This is a genomic window from Peptococcaceae bacterium (assembly GCA_024655825.1).
In the GTDB taxonomy this organism is placed as follows: Bacteria; Bacillota; Peptococcia; order DRI-13; family PHAD01; genus JANLFJ01.
Genome location: JANLFJ010000040.1, coordinates 1 through 23,757, shown reverse-complemented (window position 1 = coordinate 23,757; position 23,757 = coordinate 1). Strand labels below are relative to the sequence as shown.

Genomic DNA, 23,757 nt, shown 5'->3' with positions numbered 1-23,757 from the left:
AAAATATTTTTTGATTATGCTTTGGTGTTATTTTCCATCAACTGCATAACTCCTGATTTTAAGTAACGGAATCAGTATTACGATGCGAAGGAGAGAGGCTTTATGTTTTTTGACCAACCGTTGGTTGAAGGGGGCAGGCAGCAATGAGGAATACGAATAGTATAAAAACTATTGTCGGAATTGTCTTTTGTATCCTTGGATTATTTTTCCTGGCCGGGGCAATAAAAATGTGGCCGGATTTAAGGCCACTCGGTACATCAATCGTTTTGTTTTTTTGCGGTGCGGTTGTCCTGACGACTGCGTTTTTTCGCAAGCAATGGAATGCTAAGATGTATGCCGGTACAGTCATGTTGTCCGGCGGGTTGGTATCTGTTTTTGCCGCAACCGGTTTTTTCCCTGATTACCGCCCATTTTTATTAATGGTTGTAATAAGCATGGCCGGTTTAGCAGTTCTGCTGATGGGATTTCTGAACAAAAAAATCGATTTGTTTATCCTCACGGCGGGTGGCCTGTTCGTTATTCCCGTATTGCTGCTGCCCGCAATCAACCGGCAACGGCCCGGCGATCCAGCGGCAGTGTTGATATTAAGCACGCTCACAGGCTTAGGGCTGATCTATGCTCTGGCCAAAAACCATCAGAGCAAAAGACTGGTTGGCTATGCCGGACTAATAACCATAATCAATTTTTGCTTGATCCCTGTATATGAAAAGGGCTATTTGAATTTCATCGGCCGGTTTTACCGGTTGTTTGTTCCTATATATGAAAAATTTGACCCTTACGCCCAGATGATTGAATATGCGTTGATTCTTGTGACGGTTATCCTGACCATCCTGTGCATTGTTAAAAGGGTCCGGGTGCAGGATTTTGGCAAGATTACCATGCTTTACTTCATCCTTATGCCGCTGATGGCCATCTTTTTATTTGAAATGTTCGGTTTGCCGGCGGGTTTTTTGGCTGGAGACACCACCCGGTCCGATCTCCTGGTCACAGACACAAATGCCGTGATGTCCACCTTAGGAATAATTTTTATCGCAGCAACGATGTATATTTCTTTTCATATATTCCCGTTTTGGGTTACACCAATTCTGGCCGGGATATGGTGGGTGTTTTGGAAGCCCTGGCTCTTGCACCACCCTGACCCGGCGTTATTTGTTGATTTTAGTACTTTTTGGCCGGCGGCATTGTTTCTTTTCTTTACTGGCCTCAAACGGGTCGTTTTGCCGATGATTCTGCTGATAATGGCTTTGGATTCAAGGAAGAAAGCAAAAACTGCTGCTGGACTTCCCCATGCGGGGCCCCGCAGGAAAACGTCCAAGTATTAATTATGCTGAACTTGTCCATCGTGTTTTCTGCCCGTGAGCCAAGCTTAAGTTTTGGCCGACTAATAGGTGCTTTTAAAGCTGGCAAGTTTCTTTTCTTGTCCGGCATCAAACGAGCGGTTTTGCCGCTGATGGGCGCGAAGTATGCGCGAAGTATGCTTATATGCTTATATAATATCTTCATTTAAAGCTTCCATTGTCCTCTTTGCACCATTTAATACGTGCATGAGTACCGTATTGTAAACAATTTCCTCTTCCCCAGCCTTAAGAGCCTTAACTATTTCTAGGTGCTCCTTGCAATTCTGTATGATAACCCCCTCCGGCGTTGATGATTTCTTTTCCGCATAATAACGCAACCTTAGTGAATGCTCTTTTACCATAGTTAATGTGTCTTTTAGCAGGTGGTTAGTTAAGTATTTATATAATAGTTCGTGAAGCTTTAAATCGGAGTCCATATAGCGTGCAAAATCGCTAGGATTGCTTAACACCTCACTTATTTGGTTTTCAATGCTGTTCAACTCTTCCTTTTGGAACTTATTGATCGATTTTTTTGCTGCATAAGGTTCTAATATCTTCCTCATTTCCCATATGTTATATATATCATTCTTGGTAATGGGGGAGACAATCGTGCCTTTCCGCGGGAAAATTTTTATAAATCCTTCTTTTTCAAGTTTGTTTAGAGCTTCTCTAATCGGAGCCCTGCTTATATTCATTTCTTTTGATATTTCCTCTTCAGCTAACCTCTGGCCAGGTTGTAAATTGCCCCTGATAATCTGGGTTTTTATTGCATTATATACTTTGTCTTTTAGCGACAGGTTGTTACTGATATCTTCAAAATATTTATTGCCAGCCAACCGTTACACTCCTTTTCCGGCAATAATACAGCTGCCCGGTTTAGTTTTTCTGCTTTTATTATTAACAAATTTAACGAATTTGTGAAGTATTAGCAAAAGGCCCCGGAGAAAAAAGAATAAATCACTGTAGTTGAATGGCGCTTGTGGGACACAACTGTATACAAAGCGGCAAGCCGTGCGGTAGGCATGTGCATTCTTTATTTATGCGCACTTCGACTTCCCCACTGTCTTTAAAATAAATACGCACCTTGGAATTAATCGGATTGAATTCTCTGTTCAATTCAAAGGAACAGCTTAGCTCGCAAATCCGGCACCCCACACATTTTTGGGCGCTTACTTTAATAAACATAGCCTATACACATCCCTTTGTACAATTAATATCACTCGACAGCATTACAGATATATGCAGTCACGTTCAAGGGTCTCAATAACAAATTCAAGATTTAAATCTTTAAGGCAGTTACGTGTTGGAAGACCTGTTTCAGGGTCCCAACCATGACAGCTATAATATTCGTCAAGCATTTTATCCCATTCAGCAAGCTCTATTCTGTCACCCTTGTATGGTCCATCATTAACCGGGATGTCTATTAATTTTCGGGGGGGATAATCGTCTTTCCGTTTGAAGCCAGCATGTAACAGATTGAATGCCCTTTCTATGTTATTGAGTCGTGAACCAAAAACAAACAACTGCTCAGGAGATATGTTTTCACCAGTTATTAAAAACATGAATTCGGAAAGATCTTCTGGTGTAAATAAATTGATGTCCATCCACATCGTAATTGACGCACAAACTCCCACTGAATCTATTATTCCTTTGTATTTATCCTGCCAGGCGACAAGTTTCGCTTTGTCTTTATATGTCCTGGGATCATAGATATTATCAATATTGAACAGCTTTTTGCTGACGTCTGGTGGTATTCTTTGCATTTCTTGGCCGGGAGCGCCTCTTAAATGCCCGCCGGCCTTTGCGCTAGTGACTATTCCCAAGGCCCAAGCCCTAAATGAACGCATCCCAGCTTCCATTAAACTGTTTTTCTTAACAAGCATTGCGTATTTTTCTGAACCTCTGCCAATTATTTTTATAGCTTCATATACTCCCTCGGCTAAAACATTTCCAAAGCCTTCCCGAAAGGCTATTTTTCTTATCAGTTCTAAAATCGCCGGCCCATATCCCCATCGCAGTTCAAGCCCATCAGTATCCGCTTTGTTTATGATCCCATTCTCATAACATTCTATAGCCCAGGCTATTGCTGCAGAGGTCTGGTCTGTATCCAGCCCGTACATATTGGCCAACGCATTAGCTTGCAGTATAAATTCTGGATTTCTTACATCCAAGTTGGAACCAAAGGCCCTGAGTGTATTGGCCTGGACTCCTTCGCAATATATATTGTCATTAATCTGATATATACTGCTGCAGTACGCCGGACAATTAAAACAAGAATGCCTTCTAAGCAAATGCTTGTCAAACTTGTCCCTTGTAACACAGGCAATCGCTTCGTCGCTCCAAAACTCTTCAGACATGTTTTTGACACCATGCGGCCTGTTTTGTCCCGGCCGAAGATAAGGTAAAAGAGTGCCGCCGTCACGATAGTTCTTAATGACCTGGCTGTTCTCAATAGACTCTGAGTATTTTCTAATCTTTTCAATAAAACCATTAGGATGCGCTACAATTACTGGGCTAGTACCTTTTATAGCAATTGCTTTTAAATTCTTGCTGCCAAATAAGGCACCACCGCCGCCGTAACCGGCTGCCCTTCCTCGATCCCCAATTATGCAGGCGTATTTAACCAGGTTTTCGCCACCTACGCCAATCGTTAAAGTCTTGAGGGTCTCTTCTCTTTCAGCAGCTTTTATAAGGTTTTCAGTTTCCCAAGTGTTCTTGCCCCATAAGTGTTCAGCATCCCTAAAATAAACCATATTATTGTCAATAAAAATGTACACGGGTTCCTTAGACCGCCCAGTAATAACGATATGGTCATAGCCGGCAAATTTCATTTCAGCAGCAAATTGACCGCCGCAATTAGCGGAACCTATACCCTCCGTCAAAACATTTTTAAAATCAATGGACAATCGATTGGCACCTGGAACCAATGTGCCGACAAACGGACCCGAGCCAAGAAAAATCGTATTTTCGGGGTCAAGAGGCTTTGTTTGTTTTTTTATCGTCTTAAACATCAATAACTCATTAATACCTCTGCCGCCCAAGTAATTAAGATAATCTCTGATGCCTTCGACGCAATATTTTTTTTGGGTCAAATCGATAAATAATATCTTTCCTTTCCATCCATAATGCATAATTTCCCCTCCCGGAAAAAATAAAAGCAATTTCCCAGCGCCAAACCATTGCTATAACTGCCAAGAAATTGCTTAATAATATATGACAATCAACCTCTAAGAGCATAAAACATTGTTAAGGCATATACTTTAGCAGCTGTTACAACATCTGGTATTAAAACATATTCATCAGGCATATGAGCAATCTTTCCATGGCCTGGACCATATATAACAGTAGGTATATTAGCCATGTTCACCAAGTAATCGGCGTCGTCATGCTGGGGTGTACCGCTGACAGTGTAAGGCAGCCCAATATACTTGTGGGCATCAATCATTCTTTGGACAACAATCTCGTCTTCGCTAATCAATGACGGATTTGAATTATATACAAGCTCGGCCCTGGCATTAAATTTTTCATCCGCAATTTTTAACCGTTCAATTATCCCAAGTATCTGGGAATAAAACATTGGACCGTTTTCTCCCGGTACAATAAACCGCGAAACCCGCAATTCACATTCATCAGGCACAACACTTGATCGCTCCCCGCCTTTTATAACCCCCGGAACTATTGAACCGTATCCTGTATATTTATTGTAACCCGGCTGAAGCTTTGATATCTCGTTAATTACTTTACACATTTGGCTTATGGCGTTTATCCCTTTTTCCGGTGTGCTGCCATGCGCTCGTAATCCCAAGGTGTTTATTTTTACTTCCAGCATCCCCTCGCAGGCAACGCATATATTTAGGTCAGTAGCCTCTCCATTTATGGCCATGTCGGCTTGGAAGCCGTCTTTAATCATTCTTACCGTTCCTTTTCTTGCAGTGTTTTGCACTTCCTCTTCAACCACATGAGTAATTACAATCTCTCCTGACAAATCGGCCTTAGCTTCGATCAAGGCTTTAGTCGCTATAAGATGGGCCACCATGCTAGCCTTACAGTCCGCGCTTCCTCGCCCATATAAACGGTCGCCTTCTATTTCCGCACCGACCGGGTCTTTGCTCCATCCTTCACCAAAACCCACAGTATCTAGATGACTGTTTAAAGCAATCCTTGGCCCTGGTTTGTTGCCCTTTAAAACAGCTATAACATTGCCGTGGCTATCAATCTTGGTATCAAGCCCAATTTTAGAACAAATATCCGCTTCATAGGCAGCCAATCGGGCTTCTTCTCCGCTAATGCTGGGGATTTTTACGAAATCGCTTAATAGTTCAATTATTTCGTGCGTATTTATTGCGCCTAATATTCTGTCTTCAAGTTTATTATTCAAGAGCATTTCCCTCCCGGTAGTTTAATGTTGTCAAGGACATAGGTAATTTTATTGTGGATTGTGCAGCATGGTTGTTAAAATCGCATCAGATGACCTTTAACAATGTCAGAAATACACGTAACGCTAACAAAGTAACAAGCACCATTATTATCCCATAGACCACATTTTGTTTTGTATTGTTGACCTGCTCCTGCATAAAATCTTTTTTATTGCACAATATCCAAACAAGGGATACTACCAATGGCAAAGCAAGTCCATTTAAAGCCTGTGCTGTGATAATAATTGATACAGGCATCTTTTTGAATATCCACACAATAATTACCGGAATTATACTTGTAACCAACATGACGATTCTGCTGCGTGTTGCTTTAATATCTTCCACCCAACCAAACGCCGGATTCATCAGCATTGGTTGAAGAGATATCTGGTACAATCCGGAAGAAAACGCAGCAGCCCATAATCCAAGCGAAAACAGAATGCCCGCGAAGCGTCCCAATAGCGGCGTTAATTGAACAGCCATATCGGCGGCGCTTTTGATTTGAATTCCTTTAGGATTAATTACTGTTCCTGCGCAGACAATTATTGCTGCGGTAATTAGCAGTGTGATGAACATGTTTAACCGAAGATCAAACTTAGCCAAAGACTCCTTTGAAATAACCGAACTGAACTTTTCTTGGAAATATCTCTTTTTCAAAAATGCGGAGTAACCTAAAACAATATTAGGTGGAACGGTTGTAGCAACCAACGCCAATACAAGCCAATAATTATTGCCCGGTATTTTAAATGAAAACCCTTCGCTAACTACGTTGCCTAAACCAGGGCCTGAAACAAAAGCTGTAAGCAAAAAGGCAACGACCATCATAACAATCAAAACCTTATTAATGTTTTCAAACAACCTGTAAATACCCATCCAAGACACTATCAAGGCCGCAACAGACATTGTCAACGCCCAAACTGGTATCGATACCGAGGGTACAAAATAATTGAGCGCCATAGCTGCGCCAGTGAAATTTCCAGCCTGGAAGGCAATCCCGCCCATCAGCACCGCTATGTATAAAAACCCGGAAGCAAACGGGCTGATTTGTTCGCGAATACCTTCTAAAACGGTTGTACCTTTATTGAGTGTAATACGAATTGCCGGTTCCTGGAAATAATAGGCAATGATACATGCAATCGCGATGATCCATATGGCTTCATATCTGTAGGTAGCCCCCTGCACCGACGCGGTAGTGACGGTGCCGGGCCCTACTATTGAAGCCGCGATAATTGCACCAGGTCCGATGGCTTTAAGATAATCAAAAAACGACGAGTTATTTTTTGAGCCGTTGGCTTGATTACCATTGGGGATACTCATTGAATAATCCTTCCTTTCATTAATAATTTACTTAGCATATACCACCCTTGTCTAGTTTCCTTTGTATTAGTTGTTCTTAAGCCCTCCCTCCGCAATGAAAATTTTAACTACCATGCTGCACAATAATACTAAGATGAAACGGCATAATATTTTTTATGTAGATCTAAAAAAATAATTAATTTAAAAATACTTTCATCTCTTTGTTCTCGTTTATTTTCATATTTTCAAAAAGGATTATATCATTCATTATTGTTGATTGTCAACAATCTACATTTTATATATATAATACATGATGCTTTATGATATAAATAATTGTTAAATGCCGATTGTTTGTTAATTCATTGTAAATCATCTTAATTTCAATTTGTCTACTGTTGACAATATACATTAAAGATTGTACACTGAATATATAAATTAAAAAATCTATAGAATTAAGGAGCTGAAATATAATGAGAACGATTTCTCCTACGGTATCTGCTATTAATCCTTCTGCAACATGTTCCACGGCTGAAAAAGCTGCCGAAATGAAAAGGAAAGGAATAAACATTATTGAGTTTGCCGAAGGCGAACCCGATTTTGATACACCAGAAAACATTAAAAAGGCCGCTGTACAAGCCTTAAAAATTGGATTTACGAAATACACCGCCGTGGCAGGCATAAAGGAACTCAAAGAAGCCATTGCCTTTAAATTAAGCCGTGACAATGGCTTGGAATATTCGCCTTCCCAAATACTTGTTTCGAACGGAGCCAAACAGGCGTTATGTATGATATTCATGACAGTATTGCAACCAGGCGATCAAGTATTAATACCTACGCCCGCTTATGTTAGCTTTATTGAACAAATAAAAATTGCTGGGGCTTTACCTATATTTGTGAAAACAGAAGCCAAAGACAATTTCAGGTTAACGCTTGAACAGGTAAAATCTAATTATAATTCTAAAGTTAAAGCAATAGTTCTAAACAGTCCCAATAATCCTACTGGCGCGGTATACAGCGAAGAGGATTTAAAACAAATTGTGGAATTTTTGGTGGAAAAGAACGTTTGGATTATTACCGATGAAGTATATGAGAAGCTAATCTATGATGGCATTAAATACGTAAGTCCGGCAACTCTCTGTAAGGGAGCAAAAGATTGGACAATAACCATAAACAGCGTATCCAAAACATATGCCATGACTGGCTGGAGAGTAGGTTATGCGGCCGGTCCTCATGAAATAATCGATGCTGCCAGCAAACTACAGGGACATGTGACAGGGAACGTCAACTCTATCGCTCAAAAAGCCGCCGTTGAAGCTCTATTGGGTCCGCAGGACGAAGTCGTAAAAATGGTTGCCGAATATGATAAAAGAAGAAAATACATAGTGGAAAGACTTAATTCTATTAAACGCATCCGCTGCAATACCCCTCAAGGCGCATTTTATGTATTTCCTGATATTAGCGGCCTATATGGGGCACGGTACGACGACAAAATAATTAATGATGAAATGGATGTTGTGAATTTCCTTTTGGATGAGGCTCATATTGCCGTGGTCCAGGGAGCAGCATTTGAATATCCCGGTTATATAAGAATTGTTTTTGCTAAATCCATGGAGGAGATTGCCGAAGGAATGGACAGGCTTGAACAAGCGATAGATAAGCTTAACTTTTAATAAATTTGACTTTTTAAAGAATACTCGCGGCGCGAATGAGATAAGGAGATTTTAGGATGAAAATTTCAAACTTAACAGTTAACAGCGGCGAAAAATATTTTTCGGAAATAACTGTGATTGATAAAGACAACAGATGCGCAACGATCCCCTTTTTCGTAATCAACGGCAAAAAAAGTGGACCAGCCGTATCAATCACTGCTGGCATCCATGGTACTGAGTATTCAGGAATTGAAGCTGCTTTGAGGTTATATAAAAATCTTGACCCATCAGAAATTAAAGGTTTGATTATTTGCTGTCCCATATGCAATTTTGAATCATTCAGAAGCCGCTCGCCTTTTATAAACCCAATTGACGGCAAAAATCTTAACAGTGTCTTTCCCGGGAATCCAAAAGGAACCTTGTCCGAGGTAATTGCCCATCATTTATTGTATGATTTTGTGGCTGGAACCGATTATCATATAGATATGCATAGTGGGGATGCAATCGAAGATCTATATCCATATGTTTTTTATCATAAATCAGGCCAAGAGGAAACGGACAAAAAATCGGCATGGATGGCCGAACTCTACGGGTTAGATTATATTGCAATTACCGAATCTTCAGGATGCGGCGCCAGCGACCAGGGTAATTTTTATGCCACTGTATCGGAACTGGGAATACCTTCGATACAGCCGGAAGCTGGCGGCCTTGGAGTATTGAAAGAAGAAGCGGTACAATTACATTATCAAGGCGTGACCAATATTCTTAAAGGTCTCAATATGCTTGATAGCGGCATAATGACTAAAAATAACAACCAGACCGTCCTAAAACAGTTTATCAGATTAAAAGCCAAAAATAACGGGATTCTTTACCCAATGATCCGCCCAGGGCAAAAGGCAACCAAAGGCGACTTACTGGCAGTCATAACCGATTACCGCAAGGACAAAGAACTGGAAAAGCATATAGCGGAAGAGGATTGCGTTATACTTTGGACAATGTCTAGCCCCGCGGTCAAAAATGGCGATTCAATTATGGCCATTGGAAAAACAACTTGAATTACATGTTTCATATCTGATTTAGATTTAATTTAGGGAGGAAACTTCATGTCATCCATACCCGAACAAATTATGAAATTTTTTTCGTCCAAAGGTGTAAAATATGTATTTGGTATTCCAGGAGGACCTTCTATTCCATACATAGAAGCCATGAGGACCAACGGCATTGAATTTGTTCTTGTTGCCAATGAGCAAAGCGCTGCTATTATGGCTGACGTTTTCGGACGGTTAACAGGTATGCCGGGTGTTTGTCATGCGACTTTTGGCCCTGGCGCAACCAATTTATCTACGGGAATAGGCGGTGCATATTTGGACCGGTCTCCTTTAGTTGCATTGACGACCGAAGTAAATAATGAATATATCGGCAGAAAATATCAGATGAACATCGATCACCAGGCATTATTTAAACCAATAACAAAATGGACTACAAGACTGTCCCATAAAAATTGCATGACAACCCTGTCAAAAGCTTTTTCCCTTGCTGCGTCTGAGGTCCCTGGTCCGGTACACCTTGGCTTGCCTATCGGCTTGGAAGAAGAATTTGCTCAAGATGATATTTACATTTCCAAGGAAACAGGTTTAATTGCTCCGGATGAAAAAGACATTAATAATGCGGTTGCATTTATACAAAAAGCCAAAAAACCAATTATAGTTATTGGGCTTACGGCTACGAGGCATTGTTTTTATCATGCCGTTCGCCGTTTTATAAACAAACACAATATACCCGTTGTATTAACCCCAATGGCTAAAGGGATTATATCTCCAGAACACCCCAATTATGTCGGCGTCGTTTTTCATGCGCAAAGTGAATATGCAGCTAATATCTACCGCGAGTCAGATTTGGTAATTGGTATCGGATATGACCCTGTCGAGTTTAACTATGAAACATGGATGCCAAATGTTCCATTGATTCATATCGATACTGAACCAGCGGATATTTCGCCCGCATTCAATGTTGTCCAAAATGTTGTCGGGGATATTGCTGAAACACTAAAATTAATAGACAGACATAACCTTCCTGTTTTCGACTGGGATTTAACGTTCTTACAAGCAAACAAATGCAAAATGTTTGAAGCTCTAAACCCCACCAAGAGAGAGTCTTTCACACCTTCCGACGCTATTAAAACATTACGGGAAGTGTTCCCCAAAAACGGCATTCTTACCAGCGATGTAGGAGCTCATCTACATTTATTGGGACAGTTATGGAAAGTCGAGGAACCAAATGAATTTATTATTACAAACGGCTGGTCATCAATGGGCTTCGGAATACCCTCGGCTATTGGTGCTAAATTGTGCATGCCGGAAAAAACAGTTGTATGCATCACAGGCGATGGGGGATTCTTAATGAATTGCGGCGAAATATTGACCGCCCGCCGCCTGGGGCTGAATGTCGTTATTATTGTTTTCTGCGACAGCAAGCTTAGTTTGATAGAATTGAAACAAGATCGGAAAAAAACGCCAAGGTATGGTACAGTCTTGTATGAAGGCGAGTATTTTAAGGCTGACAGCTTTTTTGGGGCACCCGTCCTAAAAGTCCGTGACGCAAATCAAATGAAAGAATCATTGTTGAAGGCCTTCTCGATGAACGGCCCTGTAATACTGGAAACAGTTATTGATGGTGCAGTATATAATAGCCTGGTTGCTAAGAACTATAAATAAGTAACGTAAGAAACTAAGTGGTTTTTGTATCCCATATTTCAATATGCCTCCCCCAAAATGAGAGATCAGGTCTTGGCCTGCGGATTAAAGATGCCAGGGGCCAAGGCCTGATCCGTTTGGTCAAATCTGTCCTGAAATGTTTTTTTACTACCATTTCTCCCCAAAGTATCGGATAATTAAAGTGTGAAATGATATCCTGGGGGGAGGTTACAAAAGTTGGCTGAATTGTGCAGCTCCATCCTGGACGCTGTGGGAAGGACCCCGCTCATTGAACTGCGCCGCCTGCCGGGTTCGGAGGATGCCAGGATAATCGTAAAAGCGGAGTTTTTGAATCCCGGAGGGAGCATCAAGACCCGTTCCGCCCTGGCCATGATCGAGGCCGCAGAACGGGCAGGCATCTTAAAGCCCGGTTCAATCATCGTGGAACCCACCAGCGGCAACCAGGGTATCGGCCTCGCCATGGTCGGCGCAGTCAAGGGCTATAGCGTAAAAGTGGTGATGCCGGACTCGGTGAGCATGGAACGGAAGAAACTGCTTGAAAATTACGGCGCTGAGGTCATCCTTATCGAAGACCGGGGGAACATCGGGGAGGTCATCGAGCAGTGCGTCCAAAAGGCTCTTGACATGGCCAGGGCCGACAGCCGGGTGTTTATCCCGCAGCAGTTCGAAAACCCCAATAACCCGCAGATGCACCGCGCCACAACCGCCCGCGAAATCCTGGAACAATACCGCGGCGCCATAGACGCCTTCTGTTCCGGGATAGGCACAGGCGGCACACTTACCGGGATCGGGGAGGTGCTCAAGGAGGCCTTCCCCGGAATAATAATTACGGCGGTCGAACCGGAAAAAGCCGCCATTCTCTCCGGCGGCCCCATCGGCTCCCACCTCCAGCAGGGAATCGGGGACGGGCTCATCCCTCCCGTGCTAAACCGCAGCATCATTGATGAAATCATCACCGTCAGCGATGAGCAGGCCCTGGCAACAGCAAGAAGGCTGGCCAGGGAAGAAGGCTTGATGGTCGGCATCTCCAGCGGGACCAATGTCTGGGCGGCATTAAAACTGGCTCAAAGGCTGGGCAAGGGTAAAACCGTCCTGACCGTCCTGCCCGATACCGGCGAGCGCTATATCAGCACCCCGCTTTTCAGGTGAAAAGCAAGCCGGGATCCGCATTGACAATTGCCCTTGATAAAACTAAACTGGCTTTGCGCCTCGTGCACAATCCGTGCCAGCCACGCTTCCCCTGAGAGAGCGGCTTTCTTGTCACTGCCAAGTGCCTCATGGGGCAAAGCCCTTCAGAACATACGGCTTATTACCTGTTGCCAAAAAATCGAAAAGGGGCCGGCGAGCGATAGGCCCGCCTGCCCCTTTTGCTCTTTGGGAATCAGGAGTTGAGGATTTTCTTGGCGCTTTCGTCCTGGACTTCGGTGATGAACGGGATGCCGGTCTCCTTTTCCGTCTCCCTGTTCCCGGAGAAGAGGTCTGTCCTCGCTATTTCCTTCAGGGAGAATTTCCTTGCGCCGGCCATCAGCTGCTGGACTCCCGCCGCCAGTTTGTCGGCAAGGGTCCAGATGGCGATCGCCCCGTAAGGGATGTTCTTCATTTCGGCGGCCCCGACTTTTTTCTGCACGTCGTAGTACCCTGCAAAGATTTCTTCCGGCCTGGTGCCGATCTGGGACACGCTCGGCGGGAGCTTATCCCAGTTCCCGAACACCGCAGCTTTCCTGTCGGGGTTTAAGGCCCCTTCGATATTGGAACCCACAAATCCCGGAATCATAACGGCCCTTCCCATGCAGATCAGTTTGACATAAGGCGCTCCCAGGGCCAGCGCTTTGAAGATGTGGTCTTCCCGGGCCAGCCCGCCGCCGAAGGCGATGTCGACCACTCTTTTGCCCCTGGCCGCCAGGATGGATGCGTATTCGTACGTTTTGGCGTGAAGCAGGATGGAGGGCACGCCCCAGGTCTCCATCATGTTCCAGGGGCTCATCCCCGTGCCCCCTCCGGAACCGTCCACGGTGAGCAGGTCGAGGCCGGCGTCCGTGGCATACTTGATGGACATGGCCAGGGCCTCCATCCCGTACGACCCCGTCTTCAGGGATATTCTCCTGTAGCCTATTTTCCGGAGGTATTCCACAAATTTCATGAAGTCTTCCTGGACCTGCTCCGCCGAGGATTTATCGGTGTAGCCGAGCCTGCTGTGCCGGGCGAAAGACCTGATCGCCCCGCTCTTGAAAGCTTCCTGCACCTCAGGTTTGGTCGGGTCGGGATCAACCACGTATCCCCTGTTTTTCAGGAAAATGGCATAATCAAGACTGGTCACCTGTATTTCGCCGCCGATGTTCTTGGCTCCCTGTCCCCACTTGATCTCTATGATCGCCTTGTCCCCGTATTTGTCGATGACGTATTCCGCCACACCGTTCCTTGTGTCTTCGACGTTCATCTGCACGAAGATTGCCCCGTACCCGTCATAATACTTGAGATAGGTCTGTATGCGCCTGTCAAGTTCAGGCGCTTTTTTGATCCGCCCGTTTTCGATCACGGCCTCCTTGTCTATCCCCACCACGTTTTCGCCGATCACGATGGGAAAGCCGACCAGCGCCGCGCCAATCGCGAACGAATCCCAGTACTTGGCGGCGATAAACGTCGAGCCGAGAGCCCCGGTCATGAAAGGCACCCGGGACTTGGTTTTCACTTGCGCCCCGAACTCGCTCTCGATCGAAACATTGGGGAAAATGCAGTCGTCCGCGGAGCTGCTCAGACCTGGCGGCAAGCCTTGCGAGCCGTAGTTGTACCCGTTTATGCGCAGCGAGTTGTAAGACACGCCGACATGCGTGCTGTTCCTGCTGCCGGCCGTCACCGTGCCGAAATCCCTCGGATAAAGCATTTTCCTGCCGACCATGCTGGAAAGGAAAGTCTCGCATTTGCCCTGGCAGTCGGCCCGGCAGAGCGTGCACAGCCCGGACTCCGCGGCGTCACCCCTGTTGACGGTTCCCAGAACGTCGTTTGTTTTTGGCCACTGGATCACAACATATCTCCTCCTTAAAGGCACAAAAATTAATAATATATGAACGCTAGTAACAGTACGCTTGAATGATATATTACAACATGAACCTGTTATTGTACAGTTTTTTGTCTGATGTATACAGTATAACAGTAAGGTATACAGTTTTACTTGCCTGACAATACGAACAATATTATGTATACAAAAAGGCGCGTCCCGCTAGGGCATCGACGCGCCTCATAATTTCAAGCATTAAATTTTCCTCCAAAAAGCGGCAGGCCCTTTGTCATTCTTTCGTCAACCGCTTCAGGGACTGCCGGACCAGTTCCCACGGGACGCCTTTTTCTACCGTCACCTGCCCGATGGACCGCGGAAGGACGAACACGGCTTCCTTGCCGACGATTTTTTTGTCGTAAACCAGGTGACTGGCCGCCGGTTCAAGCAGTTCATCCGGCAAAGCCACGGGAAGCCCCCACTCGCGCAGGAGGCGCTTGACCCTCATGACCGCTTCCTCGCCAGGCAGCACGCCCATCGCCTGCGCCAGCAGGCAGGCCCCGACCATGCCGACCGCAACCGCTTCGCCGTGCCGGTATTTCTTGTACTGGGTGGCGCTTTCCAGGGCATGGCCGATGGTGTGGCCGAAGTTCAGGATGCTGCGCAGCCCCTCTTCTCTCTCATCCCGGCTGACAACTTCCGCCTTGATCCGGCAGCACCGCTCGATGACCTCCGGCACAACCCGCGGGTCCCTGTCCAGTATTTCCCGCGCGTGGTCCTCCAAAAAGCGGTACAATTCGCCGTCCCAGATAACGGCATACTTGGCCACTTCCGCCAGCCCGGCCCGCCACTCTCTAAGAGGGAGCGTTTCCAGGGCGGAAAGGTCGGCCCATACTTCAAGCGGCTGGTAGAACGTGCCAATCATGTTTTTGCCCAGCGCATGGTTTACCGCTACTTTCCCCCCCACGCTGCTGTCCACCTGGGCCAGCAGGGTGGTGGGCACCTGAAACAGCGGTATTCCCCGCCGGTATAGAGCCGCCGCAAACCCCGCCAGGTCGCCCACCACGCCGCCTCCGACCGCCACGACGAAGGCTTTGCGGCCCAGGTTTTCCTCCAGCATTCTCTGGAGAACAGCCCCGGCCTGCGGCCATGACTTGGCCTCTTCGCCGGCCGGCATGATGAAATTATGAGTGCGGCAGCCCGCGCCGGCAAGCAGCTTCTCCAGGCCGGCGCCGTGCAGGCCGTAAACAATGTCGTCGCTGATCACGAAGGCCTCTTTTTCCAAAGGGAACCTGCCCAGGCCGGCCACGCACCGCGGCAGGATGCCGTAACCGATGAGGATCGAATAACTGCGTTCACCCAGGTCCACTTTCACGCTGCGCAGGGAATTATTCACCAGGGCGACCCTCCTCTTTTATTGATTCTACCACCTGCTCACGTAAGCCAGGTAGTTCCTGTAGTTTTCCAGGGTTTCTTCCAGGTGGTCGCCCCCGAATTTTTCCAGCAGCGCCGCGGCCAGCACCCAGGCGACGGAGGCTTCCGCCACCACGGCGGCAGCCGGGACAGCGCAGACATCGGACCGCTCCACCGCCGCCCTGGTCTTTTCTTTGCTGAGCACATCGACGCTGTCGAGCGGCGAGCCCAAGGTGGGGATCGGTTTCATGGCCCCCCTGATCACCAGGGTTTCACCGTTGGTTATTCCTCCCTCCAGGCCCCCCGCCCGGTTGGTCCGGCGGTGGAAACCCCGTGAAGCCGAATAATCGATCTCGTCATGCGCCTGGGAACCCGGCAGGACCGCGGATTCAAAACCGAGCCCTATTTCCACTCCCTTGACGGCGGGTATGCTCATGACGGCCTGGGCCAGGCGGCCGTCCAGGCGCCTGTCCCAGTGGACATGAGACCCCAGGCCGGGGGGAACGCCTTCCGCCACCACCTGGAAGATGCCGCCCAGGGTATCGCCGCGCGCCCTGGCCTCGTCGATCAAGGATTTCATGGAATCAACCGCCCGCGGGTCAGGGCAGTAAAAGGGGCTGTCGTATAGCTCCTCGCCCACCGTTCCCGGCGGAGCTTCCACCTTTACCGGGCCGACGGCCATCACCTGCCCCTGCACTTTAATGCCGAAGGCCCCAAGGAACTCCTGGGCTACCGCCCCCACCGCGACCCGGGCGGCCGTCTCCCTGGCGCTGGATCTTTCCAGGATGTTGCGCAAGTCCTTTTGCCTGTATTTTATACCCCCGGCAAGGTCGGCGTGGCCCGGCCGCGGTCCCGTCACCGTTCTCTGCGGGTCGTTTTGTTTTTTTAAAGGGTGCATTACCGCTTGCCAGTTTTCCCAGTCCCTGTTTGATATGACAAGGGTTACTGGACTGCCCAGCGTTACCGAACCCCTCAACCCGGAAACGAATTCGACGCGGTCGGACTCGATGGCCATCCTGCCGCCGCGCCCATACCCGCCCTGCCTGCGGCGCAGTTTTTCGTTTATCCTCTGCACGTCCAGCTCCAGCCCGGCAGGGAGTCCTTCGATGATCGCCGTTAGGGCCTTGCCGTGGGACTCGCCGGCTGTCAAATAGCGCAGCATCGCTTCACAACCACCTTTCCAGTTCGCGTTTCATTACCCCGGCCGGCGCTTTCAGCCCGCTCCACAATTCAAAAGAGAGCACGCCCTGTTCCAGCAGCATTCCCAGCCCGTTCATCGTCCGGCAGCCCTGTTCCCCGGCCCGCTTCAAGAACAGCGTCTCCCGCGGCTTGTAAATCAAATCAACCGCCAGGTGTTCACGGCCCAGCCTGGAAAAATCGATGGCTGGGCACCCCGCCGTTTGCGGGGACATGCCGAGGGGCGTCGTGTTGATGATGATGCGGCTGCCCGCCGCCGCCTCCCCCAATGAGAGGTCTTCCCAGTCCAGCCATTTCGCCTGGACCCCCAGCTTTTCCAGGAGCCGGACAAGCTCCAGGGCCTTACTGGGGGTGCGGTTAACGACGGTGACCTTTTTTATGCCCGCCAGGGCAAGGTGAACCGCCACGGCGCGGGCTGAACCGCCGGCTCCCAAAAGCAGGGCGCTGCCGTATTCCCGGAAGCGGGGCTCCACCTGTTCCAGGGCCCGGATGAAACCAGGCCCGTCGGTGTTGTCGCCCCACAGCCTGCCGTCGCGCCAGTACAAGGTGTTGACCGCCCCGATTAACCCGGCCTCTTCGCTGATCCCGTCCAAGAGGGGAATAACCTGTTCCTTAAAAGGAATGGTAACGTTGCCCCCGCGGAAGCCCAGGGCCTTCAGGCCGGCGACCGCTTCAGCCAGTTTTCCCCCGGTCACCCGGCAGGCCAGGTAAACGCTGTTTTCCCCCAAATGGCCAAAGGCCGCGTTGTACATGGCCGGGGAAAGACTGTGAGCGATGGGATCGCCAAGAATGGCGTACAGGCTTGTCGACCCGTTTATCTCCACCCGTTCATTCCCCCCTCAGCCGCTCGATGGTGTCGATAAAGTCCGGATAGGAAACGCTGATGGCCTCCGCGTTCTCGATAATGGTTTCTCCTTCCGCCCGCAGGCCGGCAACGGCCAGGGCCATGGCTATCCGGTGGTCGCGGCGGCTCTGGCAGGTCGCGCCCCGCAGGCGGCGGCCCCCCCAGATGCGCAGCCCGTCGGGCAGTTCCTCCACCCTGCCTCCCAGCCGGGAAAGACCTTCGCCAATGGCCGCTATGCGGTTGCTTTCCTTTACTTTAAGCTCCGCGGCATCGCGTATTTCCGTCACGCCGCCGGCAAAAAGCGCCGCCACCGCCAGCGCCGGTATCTCGTCAATCAACCGCGGGATTATTTCCCCGCCCACTTTGACGCCGGAAAGCTCGCTCGATTCAATTTCCAGGTCTCCCATCACTTCGCCTGCCGCGGCTTTTTTATTCACAACCCGTATCTTGGCCCCCATTGCCTGCAATACCTCAATGATCCCGTCGCGGGTGGGGTTAAGCCCCACCGATTCGATGACAACTTTGCTGCCGGGCACGATGAGCGCCGCCACAATAAAGAAAGCGGCCGAAGAAATGTCGCCGGGAACCACCACGTTTTGCGCCCGCAAAACGGGTCCTCCCTTTACCCGGACCCGGCTGCCGTCCGTTTCCACCCGCGCCCCGAAGGAAGAAAGCATCAATTCCGTGTGGTTGCGGGAAGAGGCCGGTTCAGACACTTCCGTCCAGCCGTCGCCGAACAGTCCCGCCAGGAGCAGGGCCGATTTGACCTGGGCGCTGGCCACCGGGGACCGGTAAGAAAAAGGTTTGAGCCTGCCCCCTTTTATGCACAGGGGCGCCAGGTTCCCGTCCTCCCGGCCCAGGATAACCGCGCCCATCTCGCGCAGGGGCCTGGTAACCCGACCCATTGGACGGCGGCGGATCGAACCGTCTCCCGTAAGGACCGACGTGAACGGCTGCCCGGCCAAAATGCCGGAGAGAAGGCGAATTGTCGTCCCCGAATTGCCCACATTGAGGACGCTTGCCGGCTCGCGGAGACCGTAAAGGCCCTTCCCCCGCACCGTGACCAGCCCGTCTTTTACTCCGACCTGCACGCCCAGGGAGCGGAAACAGCGGACCGTGCTGAGGCAGTCCTTCCCGAAAAGAAAACCTTCAATCTCCGTGGTCCCCTCGGCCAACGCCCCGAGCATCACCGCCCGGTGCGAAATGGACTTGTCTCCCGGCACCCTGATCGTCCCGCCGAGCTTGTCGGCAGGCAAGATTTTCAACAACACAGCGGTCAACCTCTTTTCCAGACCTATCTAAAAATAGGAATATCCTGCATTAATTATACATCATATTTGCGCACATTGAAGCAGTGCTTTTCCAACACTTCCTCCGCTTTTTCCATCTCTTTTTCCTTGGCAAAGCCCAGGCGGATCACCCCTTCGTCGCCCTCGCGTATGCGCATGATCTCGATGTCGATAATATTTATATTGTTCCTGCCCATCAGGGTGGAGATTTCGCCAATTACCCCCGGCCGGTCGGGGACGGCCACTGTCAGCTCGTACACCTGCGGCAGGATGCCTTTCATGCCGGTGGGCACCTTGTTGCGCCACAGCCGGGCGCTGACCAGCATCCGCTGCAAGGAGCGGCGGTTTTTGTTCTTTATGATCCTTTCCATGGCCGACAGCGTTTTTTTGAACTCGCCGACCAGCGGCAACAGCGCTTCACTGTTTTCCAGCAGGATGTCGCACCACATCTCGCTGCTGCTGGACGCTATTCTTGTCGTGTCGCGGAACCCGCCGGCGGCAAGAGCGAAGTAGCCGCGTTCCCGCGCTTCCCTTTCACCCACCGTATTGACCAGGGCGCTGGCAATAAGGTGGGGAAGATGGCTCACGGCAGCCACTTTCCTGTCGTGCTCCTGCGGCGAAAGGACCATCACCCGCGCCCCCAGGCTCTCCACGATCTCGCTGACCGCCTGCGTCGCCTCAGGAGGGGTTTCGGCGGTCGGTGTCAGTATGTAGACCGCATTCTCAAACAGGAGTTCGCTGGCCCCTGCCAGCCCGCTTTTTTCCGACCCCGCCATGGGATGACCTCCCACGTAGTGCACCGTACCGGGAAGGATGTCGCGCATCAGGTTGACCACATTCTCCTTCGTGCTTCCTACGTCGGTGATGATGGCCCCCTTTTTCAAAAAGGGCGCTATCCGGCGGCAAACCTCGGCCATAACCGGCACCGGCGTGGCTAAAAAGACTAAATCGGCGCCGAAGACGCCCTCCTCCATGCTGGCGGTCCCCTCGTCAACAATACCCAGGTCTTTAGCCGCTTTAACGGCAACGACGTTCACATCTATACCGGTTACTTTGACCAGGGGCAGCCTGGCCTTCAAGGCTTTGCCCAGGGACCCCCCTATCACGCCCAGCCCGATGATGGCGATCTCGTTAATGGGCATTTCCCTCCCCCCTTTATGCACGCTAGATCGTTCTATCCACCGCGGCCGCCACTTTTTTCAGCTCAGCCATTGTCGCCGCGAATCGCTCCGGGGTAATGCTCTGCGGGCCGTCGCAGAGCGCCTCGCCCGGGCTGGGATGGACCTCGATTATCAGCCCGTCGGCGCCGGCCGCCACTGCCGCGCGGGCCATGGGCGGAACAAACCGCCATTTTCCTGTGGAATGGCTGGGGTCCACGGCCACAGGCAGGTGAGTGAGGTGCTTGATTACCGGAACGGCTGACAGATCCAGGGTGTTGCGGGTGTAGTTTTCAAAGGTGCGTATTCCTCTCTCGCACAAGATCACGCGGTGGTTGCCGCTCAGCATGATGTACTCGGCGGCCATGATCCATTCTTCAAAGGTGGCATTCAGACCCCTTTTCAGGAGCACCGGCTTGTCAAACCTGGCCACTTCTTTCAACAGGGGAAAATTCTGCATGTTGCGCGCCCCGACCTGCAGGATGTCGGCATACTCTGCCACCATTTCTACTTTCCGGGTATCCATCACCTCGGTGACAATCCGCAATCCCGTTTTCTCCCTTGCTTCCGCCAGGTACTCCAGTCCCTTTTCCTCCAGGCCCTGGAAGGCGTAGGGAGAAGTCCGCGGCTTGAAAGCGCCGCCCCGCAGGATGCGCGCGCCGTATTCCTTGACCACAGCGGCGACTTCCATCAGCTGTTCTTTGCTCTCCACCGCGCAGGGCCCGGCCATCACCTGGATTTCCCGGCCGCCGATTTCCAGGTCCCCCAGGGAAATGACGGTGTTTTCCCGTTTAAATTCGCGGCTGGCCAGTTTGTACGGGGCCAGGATGGGCACCACCTTTTCCACGCCTTCCATGGCTTCCAGCGCCAGGTCCATGTAGTGCGTTTTGTCGCCCACGGCGCCCAGAAGGATCCTTTCAACCCCCCGCGACTCGTGGACCTGGAAGCCGTTTTCTTTCAATTTTCTGACCACCAGACTAATAGCGTCTTCTCCCGCGTCCGTCTTCATCACTACAATCATTTTGTTTCCTCCTTTTTTCCTGCAGTTTAGCCGCAAGAAAAGACAGGGCTCACAGATCAACCGGCGCTTCCACGGAAACAGGGGAAACCCTGGGTACAAAAAGGCACCCCTAGGAAGGGTGCCCTGCGAACGAACGACTTCTTCCTACCGTCCTGCCATCCTGCCGTCATTTGGCTGTCTTGACTGTCCCGCGAATCCGGTCCTGCTGTTCCTGCTATCCTGCTGTCCTGCTGTTTACAGGCGCCAAACCTGTAATTGCTATATATTATAATCGCTGGATTGCAAAATTTCAACAGTCAAAAATTAAACGTGTGTTCATTCTGTGATAATGTCACCCTTGAAATATTTCTAAGAAAATGTCACCCTGGTTAAAATGAAAGGATGATATTATCAATGACACAGGATGAACGAAACAAATTATACGTAGCCCGTTGTTTAATCGACGGGAAAATGAGTATCAGTGAAGCGGCAGAGGTTTTAGACCTAAGCGAACGCCAGGTAAAACGCATTAAAAAGGGGGTCAAGGAAAATGGCGAGGCGTTCGTAATCCACAAAAACAGAGGCCGGAAGCCTGCGCATGCTTTGTCTGATGAGGTTAAAAATGCAGTCATCAATCTTAAAAAATCAGAGAAATACTCTAAAGCCAATTTCTCCCATTTTCAAGAGCTCCTTGAGGAATACGAATCAATTAGCCTTAGCAAGCCTTCTGTTTACAGAATACTTGTTAAAAATCTGCTCAAGGAAAAGGTCGTATCGAAAGGTTGCTTTTGCTTTTCTCGCCAAAAATGTAGATGAGTCACCAAGGTGGAATCTGAACTCCCCTTCAATTTCTTCAAATGTAAACTCAAACCTATTTCGTCCTCCATAATCAACTGTCTTGCCATGTAAACCGCACGAAACGAGACCAAATTGAAAATCGCCGGTACCGTTCTCCTTTATTATTGTAATCTAAGCCTGTACTTCCATGTTGAAATAATCCTCATCCCACATTTCCATTTCATATATATGCCACGTTCCAACAAACTTCATAATCAGCTCTCCTTCATTTATTTTCCGCAGCATTTCTTATACTTCTTTCCGCTGCCGCACGGACATGGGTCGTTGCGTCCTATTTTTATACCCTCATTCCTAACAGTATTTCTATTCATTATCTCTTTCTGCATTGATGCTCTTCTCTCAAAATATTCATTGGGTAAATATTCTTTGATATCCGTCTTCTTATAAAACGTTTTCTCAAAATATTCCTTTTCCTTGTTGAATTCTTCCTCACTAATAGAATCAGGCTTAACCCATGAATGCACAAAATCATACTCCCAAATACTGTCTCTAAGTCCCTCAATCAATTCCATCCTTGTATATTTAATAAACTCCAATGCTTCAAAATAATTATCATCACTAACAAGAAGATTTAATTTCAGGAAGTCATATACATACTGCAGTCCCCATAAAACAGCAAACGCATAAGGCTTTTTATTGGATAGAAAATCGAATCTGGCACTGACATAATCATAAAGCTCCTTCTTGTTAAGTTTAAAGAAGTTATCCAACCTGCCGCTTTTTTGGTCCATAGGATTATCAAGATAAAAGCTCTCCCATGCCCCTGTCCAAATATCGTACGCTGTAGGAAAGTTAATGTTCTTATTGCCAAAAACATATTTACTGAAACCAAAAAACAGTTTTTGAAAGAAATCTTTCTTATCCTTATTGAAATCCGCGTAACACAAATTGCTAAAATCATTGCATTCTGTCAAAACATTATTGTACGTTAAGCCAAGTCCATTTTCATCATCATAATCATATAATTTCAGACGTCTAACAAATTCCTTTCTTTCAGTCGTTGAACCTTTACGTTTGCTTTTATAAAGATTTTGAAATTCCATCATAAGAATAATCTTGGCAAAATCCTCTTCTGCTCCTCCAATCAGTTTGTCCGATTTCCTGATCGGGTAGTATACTTCCTTGCTTAAAAACTGAGCAAAATCGTCATAACCATAATATTTTAGCTTGTCAACAATGGGAATCATTGTATCAATAGACTCAACAGGGACAGCAATAAAGCTTTCCATACTCTTCTTTACTGATTCGCTGTCCTTTTTGAAAAGATGAACCTCTACAGCGAAAGAATCCGCATAAAACCTTTCCTTGCCCAAAACTTCAGGGTCTTGCTCGTGTAGGAGAGCTTGCATCTCCAGCACTTTATCGTATTGTTTTCCTCTTATAAAAAATTCAAACAAGCTTATACTTATATCAACCAGGCCAATATCTTGTGCAAAATTCGGTGATAATCCCTGCTTAAGATATTTTTTCAAGAAATCATATTGTTCTTGTTTTGACATTGATTCATACTCATTCCACCATTCATCAGGAGTTAGGTTATTTAGTTTCCCCTGAAAAAATCGTATAAAAATCGCAAAAATTAGAAGGAACTCGGAT

The 23,757-nt window shown here is 48.3% G+C and carries 17 protein-coding genes and 1 pseudogene; 6 read left to right on the top strand and 12 right to left on the bottom strand.

The window, feature by feature from the left end; translation table 11 throughout:
* Positions 1-143 precede the first annotated feature (143 nt).
* Complete coding sequence (locus tag NUV48_12890) at positions 144-1,322, top strand: hypothetical protein (protein ID MCR4443035.1); 1,179 nt, start codon at positions 144-146, stop codon at positions 1,320-1,322.
* A 164-nt stretch (positions 1,323-1,486) separates the two neighbouring features.
* Here NUV48_12890 and NUV48_12885 read toward each other — a convergent pair whose 3' ends face one another.
* From NUV48_12885 to NUV48_12870, 4 genes are all read right to left on the bottom strand, one after another.
* Entirely contained in the window at positions 1,487-2,173 is a 687-nt protein-coding gene (locus NUV48_12885) for a GntR family transcriptional regulator (GenBank protein ID MCR4443034.1), read from the bottom strand.
* 393 nt (positions 2,174-2,566) lie between these two features.
* The gene (locus NUV48_12880) at positions 2,567-4,468 is read right to left on the bottom strand and encodes an aldehyde ferredoxin oxidoreductase family protein (GenBank protein MCR4443033.1); all 1,902 of its coding nucleotides are present in this window, start codon (positions 4,466-4,468) and stop codon (positions 2,567-2,569) included.
* Positions 4,469-4,557: 89 nt separating this feature from the next.
* Positions 4,558-5,715: a M20/M25/M40 family metallo-hydrolase gene (locus NUV48_12875; protein MCR4443032.1), complete on the bottom strand. Its 1,158-nt coding sequence runs from the start codon at positions 5,713-5,715 to the stop codon at positions 4,558-4,560.
* Positions 5,716-5,800: 85 nt separating this feature from the next.
* A complete protein-coding gene (locus NUV48_12870; GenBank protein MCR4443031.1) occupies positions 5,801-7,069 on the bottom strand; it encodes an Nramp family divalent metal transporter in 1,269 nt (422 codons plus the stop codon).
* A gap of 449 nt (positions 7,070-7,518) precedes the next feature.
* On the opposite strand from NUV48_12870, the gene NUV48_12865 reads away from it, so the two are divergent.
* From NUV48_12865 to cysK, 4 genes are all read left to right on the top strand, one after another.
* On the top strand, positions 7,519-8,718 hold the full coding sequence (locus NUV48_12865) for a pyridoxal phosphate-dependent aminotransferase (protein MCR4443030.1): 1,200 nt from the start codon (positions 7,519-7,521) through the stop codon (positions 8,716-8,718).
* Between the two features lie 56 nt (positions 8,719-8,774).
* The gene (locus tag NUV48_12860) at positions 8,775-9,752 is read left to right on the top strand and encodes a M14 family metallopeptidase (protein ID MCR4443029.1); all 978 of its coding nucleotides are present in this window, start codon (positions 8,775-8,777) and stop codon (positions 9,750-9,752) included.
* Positions 9,753-9,800: 48 nt separating this feature from the next.
* Positions 9,801-11,411: a thiamine pyrophosphate-binding protein gene (locus tag NUV48_12855; protein MCR4443028.1), complete on the top strand. Its 1,611-nt coding sequence runs from the start codon at positions 9,801-9,803 to the stop codon at positions 11,409-11,411.
* A gap of 225 nt (positions 11,412-11,636) precedes the next feature.
* Positions 11,637-12,560 carry a cysteine synthase A gene (cysK, locus tag NUV48_12850; GenBank protein ID MCR4443027.1) on the top strand — a complete coding sequence of 308 codons (924 nt, stop codon included), beginning with the start codon at positions 11,637-11,639 and terminating at the stop codon, positions 12,558-12,560.
* Positions 12,561-12,792: 232 nt separating this feature from the next.
* Here the strand turns inward: cysK and NUV48_12845 are convergent, their stop codons facing one another.
* From NUV48_12845 to aroF, 7 genes are all read right to left on the bottom strand, one after another.
* The gene (locus tag NUV48_12845) at positions 12,793-14,433 is read right to left on the bottom strand and encodes an FMN-binding glutamate synthase family protein (protein MCR4443026.1); all 1,641 of its coding nucleotides are present in this window, start codon (positions 14,431-14,433) and stop codon (positions 12,793-12,795) included.
* Positions 14,434-14,695: 262 nt separating this feature from the next.
* Positions 14,696-15,799, bottom strand: a complete 1,104-nt coding sequence (gene aroB, locus NUV48_12840; GenBank protein ID MCR4443025.1) for a 3-dehydroquinate synthase — start codon at positions 15,797-15,799, stop codon at positions 14,696-14,698.
* 27 nt (positions 15,800-15,826) lie between these two features.
* Complete coding sequence (aroC, locus tag NUV48_12835; GenBank protein MCR4443024.1) at positions 15,827-16,975, bottom strand: chorismate synthase; 1,149 nt, start codon at positions 16,973-16,975, stop codon at positions 15,827-15,829.
* A gap of 7 nt (positions 16,976-16,982) precedes the next feature.
* On the bottom strand, positions 16,983-17,837 hold the full coding sequence (gene aroE, locus NUV48_12830; protein MCR4443023.1) for a shikimate dehydrogenase: 855 nt from the start codon (positions 17,835-17,837) through the stop codon (positions 16,983-16,985).
* A 4-nt stretch (positions 17,838-17,841) separates the two neighbouring features.
* On the bottom strand, positions 17,842-19,128 hold the full coding sequence (gene aroA, locus NUV48_12825) for a 3-phosphoshikimate 1-carboxyvinyltransferase (GenBank protein MCR4443022.1): 1,287 nt from the start codon (positions 19,126-19,128) through the stop codon (positions 17,842-17,844).
* A gap of 53 nt (positions 19,129-19,181) precedes the next feature.
* Complete coding sequence (locus tag NUV48_12820) at positions 19,182-20,288, bottom strand: prephenate dehydrogenase (GenBank protein MCR4443021.1); 1,107 nt, start codon at positions 20,286-20,288, stop codon at positions 19,182-19,184.
* Between the two features lie 22 nt (positions 20,289-20,310).
* Positions 20,311-21,324, bottom strand: coding sequence for a 3-deoxy-7-phosphoheptulonate synthase (aroF, locus tag NUV48_12815; protein MCR4443020.1), 1,014 nt, complete (start codon positions 21,322-21,324; stop codon positions 20,311-20,313).
* Between the two features lie 393 nt (positions 21,325-21,717).
* Between aroF and NUV48_12810 the strand changes: the two genes are divergently transcribed.
* On the top strand, positions 21,718-22,119 hold the full coding sequence (locus NUV48_12810) for a helix-turn-helix domain-containing protein (protein ID MCR4443019.1): 402 nt from the start codon (positions 21,718-21,720) through the stop codon (positions 22,117-22,119).
* Between the two features lie 251 nt (positions 22,120-22,370).
* Here the strand turns inward: NUV48_12810 and NUV48_12805 are convergent.
* Positions 22,371-22,460, bottom strand: a pseudogene (locus tag NUV48_12805) (SEC-C metal-binding domain-containing protein).
* Positions 22,461-23,757: the final 1,297 nt, after the last annotated feature.